The organism is Nitrosomonas oligotropha, from assembly GCF_900106555.1.
In the GTDB taxonomy this organism is placed as follows: Bacteria; Pseudomonadota; Gammaproteobacteria; order Burkholderiales; family Nitrosomonadaceae; genus Nitrosomonas; species Nitrosomonas oligotropha_A.
On the sequence record NZ_FNOE01000003.1, the window covers coordinates 101,644 to 117,902 of the forward strand.

Annotated in this window: 14 protein-coding genes; 7 read left to right on the forward strand and 7 right to left on the reverse strand. The window is 52.9% G+C overall.

Going from position 1 to position 16,259, the window contains the following annotated elements; all coding sequences use genetic code 11:
• The first annotated feature begins 61 nt into the window (after positions 1-61).
• Positions 62-2,380, forward strand: coding sequence for a penicillin acylase family protein (locus tag BLU57_RS02985; protein ID WP_256206068.1), 2,319 nt, complete (start codon positions 62-64; stop codon positions 2,378-2,380).
• Positions 2,381-2,417: 37 nt separating this feature from the next.
• Here BLU57_RS02985 and BLU57_RS02990 read toward each other — a convergent pair whose 3' ends face one another.
• Genes BLU57_RS02990 through BLU57_RS03005 form a run of 4 tightly spaced genes read right to left on the reverse strand, consistent with a single transcriptional unit; the run spans position 2,418 to position 5,846 of the window.
• A complete protein-coding gene (locus BLU57_RS02990) occupies positions 2,418-2,783 on the reverse strand; it encodes a hypothetical protein (protein WP_090315962.1) in 366 nt (121 codons plus the stop codon).
• Positions 2,780-4,087, reverse strand: a complete 1,308-nt coding sequence (gene pepP, locus BLU57_RS02995; RefSeq protein ID WP_090315965.1) for a Xaa-Pro aminopeptidase — start codon at positions 4,085-4,087, stop codon at positions 2,780-2,782. The genes BLU57_RS02990 and pepP overlap by 4 nt, the downstream gene beginning before the upstream one ends.
• Positions 4,088-4,105: 18 nt before the next feature.
• Complete coding sequence (gene murU, locus BLU57_RS03000) at positions 4,106-4,822, reverse strand: N-acetylmuramate alpha-1-phosphate uridylyltransferase MurU (RefSeq protein ID WP_090316253.1); 717 nt, start codon at positions 4,820-4,822, stop codon at positions 4,106-4,108.
• A gap of 19 nt (positions 4,823-4,841) precedes the next feature.
• Positions 4,842-5,846, reverse strand: coding sequence for an aminoglycoside phosphotransferase family protein (locus tag BLU57_RS03005; RefSeq protein ID WP_090315968.1), 1,005 nt, complete (start codon positions 5,844-5,846; stop codon positions 4,842-4,844).
• Positions 5,847-6,089: 243 nt separating this feature from the next.
• Here BLU57_RS03005 and BLU57_RS03010 point away from each other — a divergent pair, with 243 nt between their 5' ends.
• The 6 genes from BLU57_RS03010 (at position 6,090) to BLU57_RS16400 (ending at position 14,298) form a co-directional block, all read left to right on the forward strand.
• A complete protein-coding gene (locus tag BLU57_RS03010; protein ID WP_090315973.1) occupies positions 6,090-6,386 on the forward strand; it encodes an accessory factor UbiK family protein in 297 nt (98 codons plus the stop codon).
• A 78-nt stretch (positions 6,387-6,464) separates the two neighbouring features.
• Positions 6,465-7,976 carry a YifB family Mg chelatase-like AAA ATPase gene (locus tag BLU57_RS03015; RefSeq protein WP_090315976.1) on the forward strand — a complete coding sequence of 504 codons (1,512 nt, stop codon included), beginning with the start codon at positions 6,465-6,467 and terminating at the stop codon, positions 7,974-7,976.
• Between the two features lie 138 nt (positions 7,977-8,114).
• A complete protein-coding gene (locus BLU57_RS03020) occupies positions 8,115-10,916 on the forward strand; it encodes a toll/interleukin-1 receptor domain-containing protein (protein ID WP_090315979.1) in 2,802 nt (933 codons plus the stop codon).
• Positions 10,917-11,205: 289 nt separating this feature from the next.
• Positions 11,206-12,801, forward strand: coding sequence for a bifunctional diguanylate cyclase/phosphodiesterase (locus BLU57_RS03025; RefSeq protein WP_176776350.1), 1,596 nt, complete (start codon positions 11,206-11,208; stop codon positions 12,799-12,801).
• A 32-nt stretch (positions 12,802-12,833) separates the two neighbouring features.
• A complete protein-coding gene (locus tag BLU57_RS03030) occupies positions 12,834-13,295 on the forward strand; it encodes a BLUF domain-containing protein (protein WP_090315985.1) in 462 nt (153 codons plus the stop codon).
• 334 nt (positions 13,296-13,629) lie between these two features.
• Positions 13,630-14,298: an FxDxF family PEP-CTERM protein gene (locus BLU57_RS16400; RefSeq protein ID WP_256206069.1), complete on the forward strand. Its 669-nt coding sequence runs from the start codon at positions 13,630-13,632 to the stop codon at positions 14,296-14,298.
• 108 nt (positions 14,299-14,406) lie between these two features.
• Here BLU57_RS16400 and BLU57_RS03040 read toward each other — a convergent pair whose 3' ends face one another.
• From BLU57_RS03040 to BLU57_RS03050, 3 genes are all read right to left on the reverse strand, one after another.
• A complete protein-coding gene (locus BLU57_RS03040; RefSeq protein ID WP_090315988.1) occupies positions 14,407-14,817 on the reverse strand; it encodes a hemerythrin domain-containing protein in 411 nt (136 codons plus the stop codon).
• An 85-nt stretch (positions 14,818-14,902) separates the two neighbouring features.
• Positions 14,903-15,385, reverse strand: coding sequence for a hypothetical protein (locus BLU57_RS03045; RefSeq protein WP_090315991.1), 483 nt, complete (start codon positions 15,383-15,385; stop codon positions 14,903-14,905).
• Between the two features lie 76 nt (positions 15,386-15,461).
• Positions 15,462-16,259, reverse strand: a complete 798-nt coding sequence (locus BLU57_RS03050) for a formate/nitrite transporter family protein (protein WP_090315994.1) — start codon at positions 16,257-16,259, stop codon at positions 15,462-15,464.

Below are 16,259 nucleotides of genomic sequence, written 5' to 3' on the forward strand. Positions count from 1 at the left end.
GTCTACGTTACGTTTTATCCGCCTCTTCCTGATAACAAGCCTGTTAATCGTTTGCTTATTGATGCTTACAGCAGCGTTATTATTGCGCGGCAGCTTGCCGCAATATGACGGCGAAGCGGCGTTACCCGGCTTGGCCAGCACGGTATTCATCGACCGGGATGCGTTAGGCAGTGTCACCTTGCAAGGTCAAAACCAGCTGGATCTGGCGCAGGCGCTGGGTTACGTGCATGCGCAGGAACGTTTCTTCGAGATGGATTTGATGCGCCGCCAAGCGGCGGGTGAATTGGCCGAATTATTCGGCTCCGGTGCAGCGCCGCATGACCGTAAAGCACGATTATTTCGCATGCGCGCACGCGCAACCGAGGTGCTGAATCAGCTTTCCGGAGAACAGCGGCAATTGCTTGATGCTTACCGGACCGGCGTGAATCAGGGACTCACCGCTTTGGCGGTGCGCCCGTTTCCTTATTTACTGACACAAAACCAGCCTGTCGCTTGGCGCAACGAGGACAGTATCCTGGTCATTTATGCGATGTTCTTCACCTTGAACGAAGAAAACATTGACCGGGAGCTGGCGTTATCGCGGTTACGCGCAACGCTACCCGCATCGGTCTATCAATTTCTGACGCAGAATGCCGGAAATTGGGATGCGCCGCTGCTTGATGCGCCGATTACCCAGGCGCAACTCCCGCCGGCAACCGATATCAACCTGCAAGTGCTGGATAAACATTTATTCAAGGATGGCCAGCTGGATACGGAACAGTCCCCGGGCAGTAACAGTTTCGCGGTTTCCGGCGCGTTAGCCGATGGTGCTGCAATCGTCGCCAATGACATGCATTTGACGCTGCGGGTGCCGAATCTGTGGTTCCGTTCCCGGCTGATTTATCCCGATGCCACCACTTCGGGCCAGCAGCACGACATCACCGGCATAAGCTTACCCGGTGTCCCTTCGATCGTGACCGGATCAAACCGGCATATTGCGTGGAGCTTCACCAATAGCCACGGCGATTTTTCCGATTGGGTGCGCATTACAATCGATGATCGCGATAACACACGCTATCTCGGCGCAACCGGCTGGCAACCGCTGCAAATCGTCGAGGAAACCATCCGTATCCGCAACGCCCCGGATGAAGTATTGACGATTTCCGAAACCGGATGGGGGCCGGTCATTGCGGAAGATCATGATAAAACACCGCTGGCGCTGGCCTGGACTGCGCTGCGGCCGGAAGCCGTCAATCTCAATCTGATCCAGCTGGAACAAGTAAAAACCGCCGCACAGGCCGCGAAAATTGCGCAACAATTTGGCATTCCGGTACAAAACTTCATCGCCGGTGATCGCGACGGCAATATCAGCTGGACGCTCGCGGGCCGCATTCCCGCCCGTTCCGGCAATTATGATGGGCAAATACCCGCCGATTGGACGCAACCCGATACCGGCTGGCATGGCTGGCTCGATCCCGGGCATTATCCAGTGCTTCACAACCCCGCTTCGCAACGATTATGGTCAGCCAATTCCCGCACTGTCTCGGGCGATCAACTCATGCTGCTGGGCAATGGCGGTTTCGATCTGGGCGCACGCGCCACGCAAATCCGTGACAGCTTATTGGCGCGCGAACAGTTTACCGTCGATGACTTGCAAGCCATTCAGCTGGATTACCGCGCGCTGTTGTTAACCCGCTGGCATCAGTTACTGCAAGCCACGCTCGAAACAGCAGACGACGCGGCCTCATGGATTCCGGTCATGAAAACCGCGCTGGCCGGTTGGAATGAACAGGCTGCCGCGGATTCTGTTGCATACCGCATCGTACGTGCGTACCGCTATGAAGTGATGAAAACCGTGTTAAATGGATTTGCTGCACCGGTGCGGCAGCATCATGAAAATTTTGAACTCCCCAGACTCAGCCAAACCGAATCGATTCTCTGGCAATTGATCGAGCACCAGCCGCAGCATCTGCTTCCGTCACCGTATAAAACTTGGGATGAATTACTCTACCGCTGCGCGCAAACGATTGCGGCACAATTACAGCAGGATGGCGGCATTGCCGAGCGAAACTGGGGAATGCAGAATGCCGCGCGGATCAAGCATCCGCTCAGCCAGAAACTGCCCGGGTGGATTGCGCAATGGCTGGATATGCCGCACGACCCGCTGCCCGGCGATCACAACATGCCGCGTGTGCAATCGCCCAACTTCGGCGCATCGCAACGCTCGGTGGTTGCGCCAGGGCAGGAAGAACAAGGATATTTTGATATGCCCGGCGGGCAAAGCGGACACCCGTTGTCGCCGTATTACGGCAGCGGGCACGCCAATTGGGTCAGCGGGAAACCAACGGCATTTCTTCCGGGTGTTGCTCAAAGGCAGATGAAATTGATTCCATCGAAATAGCTGGTAACACAGCGTGTACCGGCTGATTTAACTCCGTTTAATGTTTTTTCTGCTCGTTGCGGGCTTCTGTTTCTTCAATGATCTGCGCATCCTCGATGATCACGGTCTGATCCGTTTCCGCTTGCCGGTTGGCATCGCCGGGATGTTGCATGGAATTTTCATACTTCCTGCGTAACCACCAGAAGCGTGTTCCGACCACCAAAATGGCCACTGCCAGTAGCGCAAGAAAAGCGGCAAAAAAGAATATGCCGAGTACGATCATGATCGCCACAACGGGAATGAGTATCGCATAGGTCAGCCAGCGATTCACCGGAGAAACCGGCACACGCTGATATTGACCTGATTCGTCCTGGCGGTACTCGGAAACTCTGCTGATAATAATTTTCCTTTCTTCATCGCTCATTGCATCAACTCCTCTATTTCGGCAATTGTTTTGGGCGCCGCCAGCGTCAAAATCTCATGGCCCGATGGAGTAACCACGACATCGTCTTCGATGCGGATACCAATATTCCAGAAATGTTCCGGCACATTATCCGCCGGACGAATGTAACACCCCGGCTCAACGGTGAGCACCATGCCAGGCTGCAATGCACGCCATTCGCCCTTCTGCTTGTACTCACCGGCATCGTGCACATCCATGCCCAGCCAATGCCCGGTTCTGTGCATGTAAAAACGTTTGTAATCTTCCGATTCCAGCACCGCATCGACGCTGCCTTGGCACAATCCCAGATCGATGAAACCCTGGGCCAATACCTGCAATGCCGCCTGATGCGGATCATTCCAGCGCCTTCCCGGCTGTACTTGCGCTATTGCGGCGGCTTGCGCAGCCAACACCAGTTGATAAACATCGCGCTGCGCGGCGGTAAATTTACCATTCACTGGAAATGTGCGGGTGATATCCGACGCGTAACCATCCAGCTCGCACCCGGCATCGATCAGTAATAAATCGCCTGATTTCAGCTCGGCATCATTCTGCACATAATGTAACACGCATGCATTGGCGCCGCCTGCAACAATGGAAGTATAAGCCGGTGCTTGCGACCCGTGCCGGTAAAACGTATAAAGCAATTCCGCTTCGACTTCAAATTCGCGCATACCTGGACGCACCGTCTGCATCGCGCGCTGATGCGCTTGCGCCGAAATATCCGCGGCACGCTGCATGATCTGCAATTCATCGGTGCCTTTGATCAGGCGCATTTCATCCAGAAGCGCACGGCTATCATGAATTTCCGCCGGTACAGCAACGCCCGTGCGCGCTAATTCACGCACCCGGTTTAACCAGCCGATAACGCGTTGATCCCACGCCGCATCCAATCCCATTGCGGTATAGACCGCCGGTTGATCGGCCAATAATTTGGGCAGCAATGCATCCAGTTGATCGATCGGGTGCGCTTCGTCAAAACCAAATATTGTTTTGGCGGCCTCGGGGCCATAACGGAAGCCATCCCAGATCTCGCGTTCCTGGTCTTTCTGGCGGCAGAACAAAATATGCTTCGACGGTGCTTTATCATTCGCAGCAACAAGGACCAACACCGCTTCGGGTTCGCGGAAGCCGGTCAAATAATAAAAATAGCTGTCGAACCGGTACGGATAATGCGCATCCCGGTTACGCAACCGTTCCGGCGCTGTCGGAATAACCGCGATGCCGGATTGCATTGTGTTGGCCAGATGCTGGCGGCGGGCGATGAAATGTTGAAAATGTGTCATAAACGAGTTCTGATGTCCTTAAACCGATCCTGCTGTTGATTCTGCGCGCGATTGGAGTTGTTTGTCCAGCCATTCAAGCCGCTGCGGTGTTCCGACATCGACCCACTGCCCGGAAAAATATTCACCGCTGACTTTTCCTTCTGTCATGGCTTGCCGCAGCAGCGGCGCCAGTTTCACCGGCAAGCCAGGCGATATACCGCTAAAAAGCTGCGCCTGATAGATGCCGATACCGCTGAATGTCAGCTTAGGATTTCCAGTCAGCTTTACTTGATCGCCATGCAGCGCAAAATCACCATCGGTATGATGTGGCGGATTGTCAATCAGCACCAGATGAGCAAGCCGCTGGTTTGTATCGGTTTGCATCGCATGCAAAACCGGTAGCAACGCCGCGTAGTCCATGCCGCAAAAAATATCCGCATTGACGACAAGAAACGGCAGACTACCGGATTCATCCGTCAACAGCGGCAAAGCATTGGCAATCCCGCCAGCCGTTTCCAGCACCACTTTCTCGGGTGAATAGTGAATATTAACACCATAACGTTCACCGCAACCCAATGCATTTTCGATCATTTCACCCAGATATGCATGATTGATGACGATATCGGTAAAACCCGCGCGCGCCAGATTGTGCAACTGATATTCGATCAACGCATGGCCGCCCGCTTTCAGTAAAGGCTTCGGCACCGCATCGGTAAGCGGACGCATGCGCTCGCCGCGTCCCGCGGCAAGAATCATCGCTTTATAAGGAATACGCTTAGAAGGTGTAGCCAATTTTCTGATCTGACTCAACAGGATGCAATTCATCCAGCAAATTCAGCAGCGGAGCCAGTTCACGGTAGCGCTCGCACGCTTTACGCAGATAATGCATCACCAGCGGCATATCGTTCAAATAATTGGCTTTCCCATCGCGGTAATTCAGGCGGGCAAAAATTCCCAGCACTTTGAGATGGCGCTGCACGCCCATCCATTCAAAATCCCGGTAAAACTCCGCGAAATCGGCGGCGATTGGCAGCCCGGCCTTGCGCGCTTTCTCCCAATAACGGATCGTCCAATCCAAAATGCGCTCCTCGTCCCAATGGATATAGGCATCCTTGAATAACGACACCAGATCGTAGGTGATCGGGCCATACACGGCATCCTGAAAATCGATGATGCCTGGATTGGGAGACGTCACCATCAGATTGCGCGAGTGATAATCGCGATGCACCAGCACTTTCGGTTGCGCCAGATTGTTCTGCAAAATCCGGGAAAAAACAGCGCGCAAAACGGCTTGTTGCTGTTCCGTCAAATCCACTTGCAAATGCTTCGCGATATACCAATCCGGAAACAAATCGAGTTCCCGTTGCAGCAAGGCTTCATCGTAAGCTGGCAGACTTGCCGCCTGATGCGACAATTGTATCTTGATCAGCGCATCCGCCGCTTCCCCGTAAAGCTTGCTAGCATTACCGTTCTGGTGATTCAATGCTTGCAAAAATGTCGTATTGCCCAGATCGGACAGCAGCAAAAAACCCAGATCCAAATTTTGCGCCAGTATTTTCGGCACATGCACACCGCTAGCCGTCAGAATTTCCGCTACGCGCAAGAATGGCGTACAGTCTTCCTGTTGCGGCGGCGCATCCATGACGATAAACGTCTGATCACCCAAGGATGCACGAAAATAGCGGCGGAAGCTGGCATCCGAGGATGCAGGCTGCAAAGTAAATGGCTGCGCAGGAAATTGATCTTGCAGCCAGCGTTCGAGTAATTGTTTACGTTCCATTGATGTACCCGGATAATTTACCGGTATTAAAACAAAGCACTAATTGAGTGTATTCATCTATTCACCGGCCAGCGGCAACATGGCACAATAACCAGCGATTGATAACAGTTTGTTTAAACTGGAACCCAATTCAATAACAGTGGATAATCCGTTTTCGTAAAGTAAAAAGTGTTTTGGATTTTATCACGTAGCCATCCCAATCAGCTGATCAACTGGTAAGTCTCATCAACAAGGAGAACATCAATGCTTAACAAAAATGTAATCGACGAAATCAATACCAAAGTCAGCGAAATATTGCAGAACAGCCCAGCCAAAGATATCGAAAAAAATATTCGTGTCCTGTTATCGGGCGCATTCTCACGGCTTGATCTCGTTACGCGCGATGAATTCGATATCCAGCAGGAAGTGCTGCAACGCACCCGGGAGAAATTAATACTTCTCGAAGCCAGGGTTGCTGAACTGGAAGCGCGCTTTAATCAATCCACCTCTACCTCAACAGAAAGAAATGTGACACCGGATCAAATACAGACCGAAGGGTAATTTACGCAGATCATCACTCCTGGCTTCGTTCAGACCTGCTCCAGGCCGTACTTTCGCCTCTAGGATTACGACTCGCCTATGTCTCTCGCTGTTCTGTATAGCCGGGCGTTGGCAGGTATTCAAGCACCGTTGGTGACGGTGGAAACACACATCGCCAACGGTTTGCCCAGCTTCACCATCGTCGGACTCCCCGACACCGAAGTCAAAGAAAGTAAAGACCGCGTCCGAGCGGCATTGCAAAACGCGCAATTCAAAATCCCCGCGCAACGCATCACCGTTAACCTGGCGCCCGCCGATCTGCCCAAAGAAAGCGGGCGTTTCGATCTGCCCATCGCCTTGGGAATACTCGCTGCCACGGGGCAAATCCCCAGCGACAAACTGGATCAATATGAATGGGCCGGAGAATTGGCGTTAACCGGCGAATTGCGGCCAATCCACGGCGCGCTGGCGATGACTTACAACGCATCGCAATCCGGACGAAGTTTTGTTTTACCGCAACAAAACGCCGCCGAAGCGGCACTCGTCAACAAAGCCACGATTTACGCCGCCAAGTCGCTGCTGCAAATCTGCGCGCACCTGAGCGGACACGAATCCTTGCCGGTTTACCAAAATCCCGCAGCCAATGACATGGATACCAGCGGTTCTGCTTACCCGGATCTGGACGAAGTCAAAGGACAAACGCACGCCAAACGCGCATTGGAAATTGCCGCCGCAGGTGGACACAGCCTACTGATGATCGGCCCGCCCGGCACCGGAAAATCAATGCTCGCGGCACGTTTTCCCGGTATTCTGCCGCCCATGACCGAAGCGGAAGCGCTGGAATCCGCTGCAATCCAATCATTGAGCCAGGGTAGCTTCAATATTGATAACTGGAAAAAACGCCCATTCCGCTCCCCGCACCACACCGCTTCCGGCATTGCTCTGGTCGGCGGCGGCAGCTACCCGCGCCCCGGAGAAATTTCGCTGGCGATGCACGGCGTGCTATTTCTCGACGAACTGGCCGAATTCGACCGCAAAGTCTTGGAAGTCCTGCGCGAACCGCTCGAATCCGGCAAAATAACCATCTCCCGCGCCGCACGGCAAGCCGAATTTCCCGCACAATTTCAGCTGATTGCCGCGATGAATCCCTGCCCTTGCGGCTATTTAGGCCACCCCTCCGGCAAATGCCACTGCACCCCCGATCAAATCGCCCGCTACCGCGGACGAATCTCCGGTCCATTACTCGACCGCATCGACATGCAAATCGAAGTACCGGCGGTGCCGCAACAAGAATTGATGAAACAGCAAACAACAGGCGAGAAAAGCAGCACCATCCGCCAGCGCGTTGAAAAAGCCCATCAATTGCAGCTTAACCGGCAAGGCAAAACCAACAGCCGCTTGAGTGTTAAGGAAATCGACCAACTCTGCGCACTCGATGACGCCAGCGAGAATCTGCTGAAACAAGCGATCAGCCGTTTGAACTTATCCGCCCGTGCATACCATCGAATTTTAAAAGTCGCGCGAACGATTGCGGATTTGGCGAGCATTGAGAAAATCAACAATCAACATATTGCGGAAGCGATTCAGTATCGCCGGCTGGATAAGCAATAGGCTTCAACAGTTTTGCGGGTTTTGGAGGGAGTTAGTCGGACTATGTGTCAATAGCGTCACGCTATCCGTCTTGTGGAGCTGAGCAAGTTTGTTATGATGACAGCAAATTGAAATTGGATGATTCTCAAAACTTAACCGATGCCCCGCGCTTTTGTTTCTCACAGCAGTGCCGACGACAGTTTCGTCGCGGAAATGGAATCCTTTTTACGCGCAGCCGGTTTCGATGATGTCTTCAATGATATCAGCGCCATCAAGCCGGATGAACAGTTCTGGCCGCGCATCGAACAAGGCATTGCCGAGTCTGACACCTTCGTCGTCGTAATTACCGCTGCCTCAAATTCCTCCGCTTGGGTAAGCCGGGAAGTCGAACTCGCTCGCCGCCTCGGCAAACGCGTTATCCCGGTATGGCGCGAAGATTGCCCGCTGCCCCAGAGCTTCAGTGATCGCGACGTTATAGACTTCCGTCCCGGTACACGAGCCGAACGCTGTTTCGATATCGCTCGCATTGGTAAATATGCTCCAGCCCAACTCATCGGCCGCGAGGAAGAAACCCAGCTCCTCAACGAAGCATGGCAAAAGACGCTTCGCTTGGAGAAAGGCCGCCCGCACATCCTTACCTTCGTTGCCTTGGGCGGTGAAGGCAAAACTTCCCTCGCCGCCAAGTGGGTCGCGGAACTGGCGGGGCAGGACTGGCCCGGTTGCGATGCCGCCTTTGCTTGGAGTTTCTACAGCCAGGGCACGCGCGATCAGGTCGCGGCATCGTCTGACCTGTTCTTGAAGGAAGCACTGAACTTCTTTGCCAAGGATGAAAAGGACAAGGAATTCGCTGCGAGTGGCGCAGGCGCGTTCGAGAAGGGCCAGCGCCTCGCTCGCCTCGTCGGCCAGCGGCGCAGCTTGCTCATCCTCGACGGTCTCGAGCCACTGCAATACGCACCCAGCGCGCCTATGCCAGGCGAACTCAAGGACCAAGGTATTACCGCGCTGCTCAAAGGCTTGGCTGCCGCCAGTCACGGCCTGTGCATCGTCACCACTCGGCATTCGTTGCCGGACTTGCGGGCGTTCCGGCAAACCACCGCACCAGAAGTGCCGCTGCTGCGCCTGTCCCTCGATGCCGGTGTGCATCTGCTCAAAACCTTGGGCGTGCACGGCGGGAGCCAAGAATTCGCGGCGCTGGTCGAAGACGTGAAAGGCCACGCCCTCACGCTGACCCTGCTCGGCGGATTCCTGAAACGCGCTTTCAACGGCAACATCCACCAACGCGACCGCGTGAAGTTCGAAAAAGCCGACGAGAAGATGGACGGCGGGCACGCGTTCCGCACCATGGCCGCCTACCAGCAATGGCTGTTGCGCGACGGCGGCATTGAGGGCCAGCGCGAAGTGGCCGTGCTGCGGCTCATGGGTCTATTTGACCGGCCAGCTGACGCCGTCTGCCTCACGGCCCTGCGGCGCGAAACCATCCCTAGCCTCACCGAACCGCTCGCCGGACTGGCCGACGACGATTGGGAATTCTGCCTCAGCGGTCTCGAGGCCGCAAAACTGCTCACGGTGAACCGCGATGCGTCCGGCGCGCTCGTCTCGCTGGATGCGCATCCGCTTCTGCGCGAATACTTCGCCCGGCAACTGCGCACCCAACAACCCGACACCTGGTGCGCCGCCCACCGGCGGCTCTACGAACACCTTTGCGCGACCACGGAGGACAAAGACGAGCCCACGCTCGAAGATCTCCAGCCGCTCTACCAAACCGTGGCCCACGGCTGCCAGGCGGAGTTGCAGCAGGAGGCTTGTGATAAGGTTTACTTTGGCCGCACACTTCGTAGGAATGAACACTATAGCCTCGACAAGCTCGGCGCGTTCGGTCCTGATTTAGGAGCAGTCGCCTGCTTCTTTGATTCACCGTGGAGTCGTGTCTCAATGAAACTTACAGAAACCAACCAACTTTGGCTGCTAGGTGCAGCCGCCACACGCCTGCGTGCCTTGGGTAGACTAACGGAGGCCATCGAACCGATGCGAACTGGACTTAAAGGTCGCGTCAAACTGGAGCAGTGGAAGCAAGCAGCTCAAGCCGCCAGCAACCTGAGCGAGCTGGAGCTGGCGCTGGGCGAAGTAGCGAGAGCGGTGGGAAATGCCGAGCAATCCCTGACCTACGCCGACCGCAGCGGCGATGTGTTTCTGCGGATGGCCTTTCGCACGACCCACGCCGACGCCCTGCACCAGGCGGGCCGCCGGGCCGAGGCGGAGAAACTCTTCCGCGAGGCCGAGCAAATGCAGCAGGAAAGGCAGTCCGACTACCCGCTGCTCTACTCGGTACAAGGCTTCCGGTATTGCGCCCTGCTCCTCTCCGCCCCCAAGCGCGCCGCGTGGCAAATCATCTGTAGCGGCGGTTTGCAACCACCAGAAGAAATCATCGCTCATAGCACGACGCTACAAGACGTCTCCCAACGCACAAAGCAGACACTCGAGTGGGCCAAGCTTAACAACATCGCACTTCTCGACATTGCCCTCAATCACCTAACTCTGGGCCGCGCTGCACTCTACGCGGCGATTCTGGAAGGAGGAGATGGTGCGTTTGAAACCGCCCGCCGCGAACTAGATGCCGCCGTGTCCGGCCTCCGCCGCGCCGGCACGATGCACCACATTCCCCGTGGCCTCCTCACCCGCGCCTGGCTGCGGTTCCTCGAAGACAGACAGACCGGCCCCGAGAGCGCGCAGGCCGATTTGGACGAAGCCTGGGAAATCGCCGAACGCGGTCCCATGCGGCTGTACATGGCTGCTATTCACCTCCACCGCGCCCGCCTCTTCTTCCGCGAAACAACGTACCCTTGGAACTCGCCCGCCGCCGATCTTGCCGCAGCGCGAAAATTGATCGAGCAATGTGGCTATGGACGCCGGAAGGCAGAACTCGAAGATGCCGAAATCATAATCAGACAGCAATGTTCATGAGCCTACAGCGGTTATCGCTTCAGGGTTTCAACGATTGGGTATATTTAATCAGCGGTAAAGCTCTACGGCCATACTCACCATCGGTAGTTGTACCAGCAAAATACACACGCGCTATTTGCTTTAATCGTTAAGTAGCACGAGCGCACACTACAGCAGTGTGCACCATCCTTCATGTAAATCGCATTAGCATTAGCTATCCCGGTTTAGAATTGGAATGATTTATAATTCCCTGCATCAATCAGCTATTGGGGAACACAAGATTAATAATCGTCAATCACAGCGTAGTGCAATGAATTTTACGGCTATCGATTCGTCTTGTGGACTCGCTTGGGTTGATACGGCAGGAAAAATCATATCCGCCAATCCGGCTTTTCTAAATCTTCTTGCCTTACCGCCGGATGTTGCGGATAAAACATTATTTGATTTGACCACCCCGCTCAATGGGTCAGCACCCGATCTACTCCGGCAAGCCATTGCCGGACAGCATACAAAAACGATCAAACTGACTTCTACAGTCGATAACAAAACGCTTCATGTGCATGTCATCACATGCAATCAGGAACAGCGGTTGATCATCGTTGAGAGTTTGTCTTCCAGCAATTTTTCGCAATCCGTAATCAACCATCAAGCACAAAACCATAGCCCTGTACCATTGGCCAATCGCGGCATGCTCAATGAATGCATCGCAAATTGGAAACCGGATGAATCCGGTGCTGCTTCGCTGGCCATGATCATGATCGGTTTGGATCGCTTCAAGAAAATCAATGAAACACTGGGACACGATGCCGGTGATCAATTATTGAAATTCGCCGCGCAGCGATTATTGCGCATCGTTCGTTCGGATGATTTTGTAGCGCATTTTTCGGGCGATCAATTCGTCGTGCTGCAAATCAATCAAAATCAACCGGTAGCCGCTACCGCAATGGCGGAGCGCATCATCGGGCTGCTCAAACGCCCTTTTTTGATCAATGGTCAACAAGCCAATATCAGTGCCAGCATCGGTCTTGCGATTTTGCATCAGGATACCGGATCAAGCGGCGATCTGATCAAACATGCGGAACTGGCGCTGTATGATGCTAAGCACAATGCGCGCGGGAGTTATCGCTTGTATGAACAATCCCTGCAAGAAAATGCGGGCGAACAGCATGATCTTGAAGTTGGCTTGCGGCGCGCACTTTTTTTACAGGAATTCACGTTATTTTATCAAGCGCAAGTCCGCATGCAGGATAGAAAAATAGTTGGGTTTGAAGCGCTTATCCGTTGGGAAAAACCAGGCGCCGGAATCATATCGCCGGTCCGGCTTATTCCGTTGGCGAAGGAAACAGGGGAAATTCACGAAATTGGCAAGTGGGTGCTGCATACGGCTTGCCGGGAAGCAACAACCTGGCCGGAAGACATCAAGATTGCCGTTAACGTCTCACCCGTGCAGTTTGAAAACGGCAACTTGAAACAAATCGTTCAAGCGGCGCTTTCAGCCAGCAGCCTTGCACCGCAACGCCTGGAACTGGAAATTACCGAGGGCTTGCTGATCAAAAATGTAGCAAACGCTTTGGAGCAACTCAAGGAAATACAGGCGTTGGGCGTATCTGTTGCGATGGATGATTTTGGTACAGGATATTCTTCACTCAATTATTTGAGCAGTTTTCCGTTTTCAAAAATCAAAATTGATCAATCATTTGTTCACCGTATGCAAATTGACAAGTCACGCACCCTGATTAAGGCGGTAATAACGCTCGGTAGCGCGCTGGGGATAAAAACCCTGGCCGAAGGCGTTGAGACAGAAGAGCAGTTCGAATATCTGGCACACAATGGTTGCATGGAAATTCAAGGCTATTTAATCAGCAAACCGGTCCCGGCTGAACAAATTCAAGCGCTCATATCATAGTTTACGATGACCATCGCAGTGAGGAAGCAACCATGACACAAAATTTATACCGGCTGATTTATTTAAGTCAAAACACGATTCTTGGCAGCAATGAAAATGTTCATAAGGAAATCGAACAGATATTGACCATTTCCCGGCAACGCAATGCGGCATCCGGCATTACCGGCGCGCTCATGTTCAACCAGGAATGCTTTGCTCAAGTGCTCGAAGGCATGCACGATGATATTCAGGAAACTTTCGAGCGCATTCAGTGTGATCCACGCCATGGCGATGTGGTCGTCCTTGATTTCGAACCGGTAGACGCACGCCGTTTTTCGCAATGGTCGATGGGCTACATCGGCTACGATACGCTGGCCAGCAAGGAATTCACGCAAATCCAGCTGGCAACCGGATTCGATGTGAAACAACTCAGCGGAGAGCGCATATACGATCTGCTGCATGTGCATTTATATGCGGCTGAAAAAGCCGGCAGCAACCTGGAGAAAATTGCTTAATCCGGATAAAACCGTTTTTATGCATTGCTTTAAAGTAAACCTTCATCCCGGCGGGAAAATTTTCCGGGTCTCAGTACCATCAGCAAGTCATCTCGCCCATCCAATTACCTGTGTGCACCACAATTTCGGGTAACCACAGATCCCCGTTCCAATGCCCAACTGACTAGATTTTACGCATCGTGTACCCCATAACCAGGGCAACCATCCTAAAAAATTAAGGAACATCTGACTACAGCATTAAACCATCGCACCGGTTAGTATTACGCCTTAGTGTTGAATATAGTATTGGCAAAGTTGGATTTATTTTTACTCACTCAGGCAGAAGGTGAACATCATGAAACGCATCATACAACTCGCAGTCGGGTCTCTCGTCACAATTTTCTTCTCCACATCCGCATTTGCGGTAACCGTATCCTGGACGGATTGGACGACTTCAACCGATTCGTTCTCGGCATCCGGTGATTTGCTGGTTGGATCAACCACAGTCGGTGTCGGATACTCCGGTACCGGAGCGCACGCCTTTGTGCAGACGGCAGGAGGAGCAAATTTCTGGACAGGATCAGCGTATACCAACGGTACCGTCGATAATGCACCACCCGCTTCCGATATCGTTGCACTCAGTACAGGCGGCACAGTCACGATCACGTTTTCACAAACCGTCGTGGATTCGTACATCGGATTGGTGAGCTGGAATGGCAATACTGTGGATTTTGGCGTGCCTATCGTGATCGACAGTTTCGGTCCGGGATACTGGGGTGTGGGCACACCCATTCTGAATGGAACAAGCACGGGATTCTTCGGTTCCGGTGAAGTGCATGGCGTGATCAGACTGCCGGGTTCTTTTGATTCCATCACGTTTACCCATGTCTCCGAAGGCTGGCACGGATTTACAGTCGGTGTCGCCGGTATCGCACCGGTTCCCGAACCCGAAACTTATGCCATGCTGTTAGCAGGTCTCGGACTATTGGGTTTCGCAGCGCGCCGCAAAAAAGCAAACGCATAATCGCATTTCACTGCATTGCTAACAAATCCCGCTCGAATAGCGGGATTTGTTTTTCTAACCGGACGAAATTCCGGAACGCTCGGTTTTCTCCGTTCCGTTTGATATGCTTTAAATTGACTCCGCAGCCGCTGAATCGATGCTCGGGTGCGATTGCAATTGCGGGAAAAGCACACGCTCCTCATAGCGCACATGCGCAGCCAATAACTCACCAAACCGGCGCAACCGCGCAGGCAAATCCAATTCACAAGGTCCGCAAGCCAAACTGCGCAATTCCGCATGCTCGGCTAGGATTCGATCGACAGATTCAGCATCCACTGCATCCGCCGCCAAACGCAACAAATGCTCTTCTCGTGCGAAATGCTCACACAATACGGTTCGCCAATGCTCTTCGATGCGTTTCATCATCGCTGGAAGAGCCGCACTATCGCCGCTCTCCGCTGCTTGACGGATAGCACGCGCTAACACCAGCGACGAATGGTGTTCACGGGATAATGAGAGTAAAGCGCCGCTTCGGGGCATATTGTTTAAAAAGAACGGCTACACAAGAGAATCATTATTTTTGAATAAAATAAACTGAACTGTGATCGATAACGCTCAGCTCAGCTTATTCGTTCTGCTTTGCTTTGATAAATACTTTTTCATGTTCTGGATTAAGATATTCACCAGGAGGAATAAATATACTTAATGCAATTCTGATTTTTTGAGCAGCATAGCAATTAAGTATCCCCTGATTTGCTAATACTCCATCATGCCCATTATGAATAAAGATTAGCCCATTCGATGCTATTGCTATCTGTTCTTTTTTAGGCAAACCGAATATTTTCGCTGTGTAGTCATAGCATGGAATCAAATGCATATTTGACTGTAGCTTCGATGAAAGGATACGCATCTCTTGAGACATTTCTTTCTGTTTCTCATCACTTGCTGGTCTTGGGTTTGCATAGATATTGGCAGATAAAATCAATTTATTCGCAACTTCAGCAATTGCAATCTTAAGTGATTGAACAGGATCAATGACCAATTTCATAATGATTTGACCCAAAACAAAAGTCCCAGCACCTGCCAGTATCGTTAAGAATATTTCCAATTGATGACTCCTACAGTAATTAATTGAATAATTATTACAGAACAATAAATCTTAAATTAAAAGACAAGTAGTAAGATTACTGATTCACCTTCCCATAACTCCAATACAACATAAACCCGGTAAATAGCATTCCGCCGAATAAATTCCCCGCAATCACCGGCAATCCGTTCCACAACCACCAATCCGCGATGGTGATATCCGCGCCGAGCCACATACCGGCGGGAATGACGAACATGTTGACGATGGCGTGTTCATAACCCAAACCGAAGAACGTCATGATCGGCAGCCACATCGCGGCGATTTTTCCGATGGTGCTGGTCGAGGTGAACGCCATCACAGCGCCCAAGGTGACCATCCAGTTGCACAGCATCGCGCTGGTGAACGCGGCGATAGTGCCGTCGAAGCCCAGTTTCGCGTATTCGAGCGTTTTGGTTTCGGCGATGGTGATGGTGCGTTGCAATGCCGGGATAGTGGCCGGGTCTATCGAGCCCATTTTGGTCGCCACGATGCAGTACAAATACGCATACGTGACGCTACCGATCAGATTCCCGGTCAGCACCCAGGTCCAATTGACGAGCAGGCGATTGAACGGAACTCTGTTATCTTTCACGGCAATCGGGATCAGCGCAAAATTACCGGTGGCAAGTTCCAATCCGAGCAGCACGATCATGACAAAACCCACTGGAAACACCAGCGCACCGACGATGCCCCAGCCGGTTTGGGTTGCCGCCAGAATCGCCAGCGTGGTGGCGTAACCCAGGAAAGCACCCGACAGGAAGCCGCGGATTAGCAACTGTTTGACCGGCAGACTGGCTTTCTTGGCACCCGCCTGCAACATGTTTTCGACGACTTCTTCCGGTTTTACATACGCCAT

Bases quoted from the DNA above. Each gene is read 5' to 3' on its own strand.
- BLU57_RS03020 (WP_090315979.1), top strand. From the start codon at position 8,115: ATGCCCCGCGCTTTTGTTTCTCACAGCAGTGCCGACGACAGTTTCGTC.
- pepP (WP_090315965.1), bottom strand. From the start codon at position 4,087: ATGACACATTTTCAACATTTCATCGCCCGCCGCCAGCATCTGGCCAAC.
- BLU57_RS03030 (WP_090315985.1), top strand. From the start codon at position 12,834: ATGACACAAAATTTATACCGGCTGATTTATTTAAGTCAAAACACGATT.
- BLU57_RS03050 (WP_090315994.1), bottom strand. From the start codon at position 16,259: ATGGCGTATGTAAAACCGGAAGAAGTCGTCGAAAACATGTTGCAGGCG.
- BLU57_RS03040 (WP_090315988.1), bottom strand. From the start codon at position 14,817: ATGCCCCGAAGCGGCGCTTTACTCTCATTATCCCGTGAACACCATTCG.
- BLU57_RS02990 (WP_090315962.1), bottom strand. From the start codon at position 2,783: ATGAGCGATGAAGAAAGGAAAATTATTATCAGCAGAGTTTCCGAGTAC.
- BLU57_RS03025 (WP_176776350.1), top strand. From the start codon at position 11,206: ATGAATTTTACGGCTATCGATTCGTCTTGTGGACTCGCTTGGGTTGAT.
- murU (WP_090316253.1), bottom strand. From the start codon at position 4,822: ATGATTCTTGCCGCGGGACGCGGCGAGCGCATGCGTCCGCTTACCGAT.
- BLU57_RS02985 (WP_256206068.1), top strand. From the start codon at position 62: ATGCTTACAGCAGCGTTATTATTGCGCGGCAGCTTGCCGCAATATGAC.
- BLU57_RS03010 (WP_090315973.1), top strand. From the start codon at position 6,090: ATGCTTAACAAAAATGTAATCGACGAAATCAATACCAAAGTCAGCGAA.
- BLU57_RS16400 (WP_256206069.1), top strand. From the start codon at position 13,630: ATGAAACGCATCATACAACTCGCAGTCGGGTCTCTCGTCACAATTTTC.
- BLU57_RS03005 (WP_090315968.1), bottom strand. From the start codon at position 5,846: ATGGAACGTAAACAATTACTCGAACGCTGGCTGCAAGATCAATTTCCT.
- BLU57_RS03015 (WP_090315976.1), top strand. From the start codon at position 6,465: ATGTCTCTCGCTGTTCTGTATAGCCGGGCGTTGGCAGGTATTCAAGCA.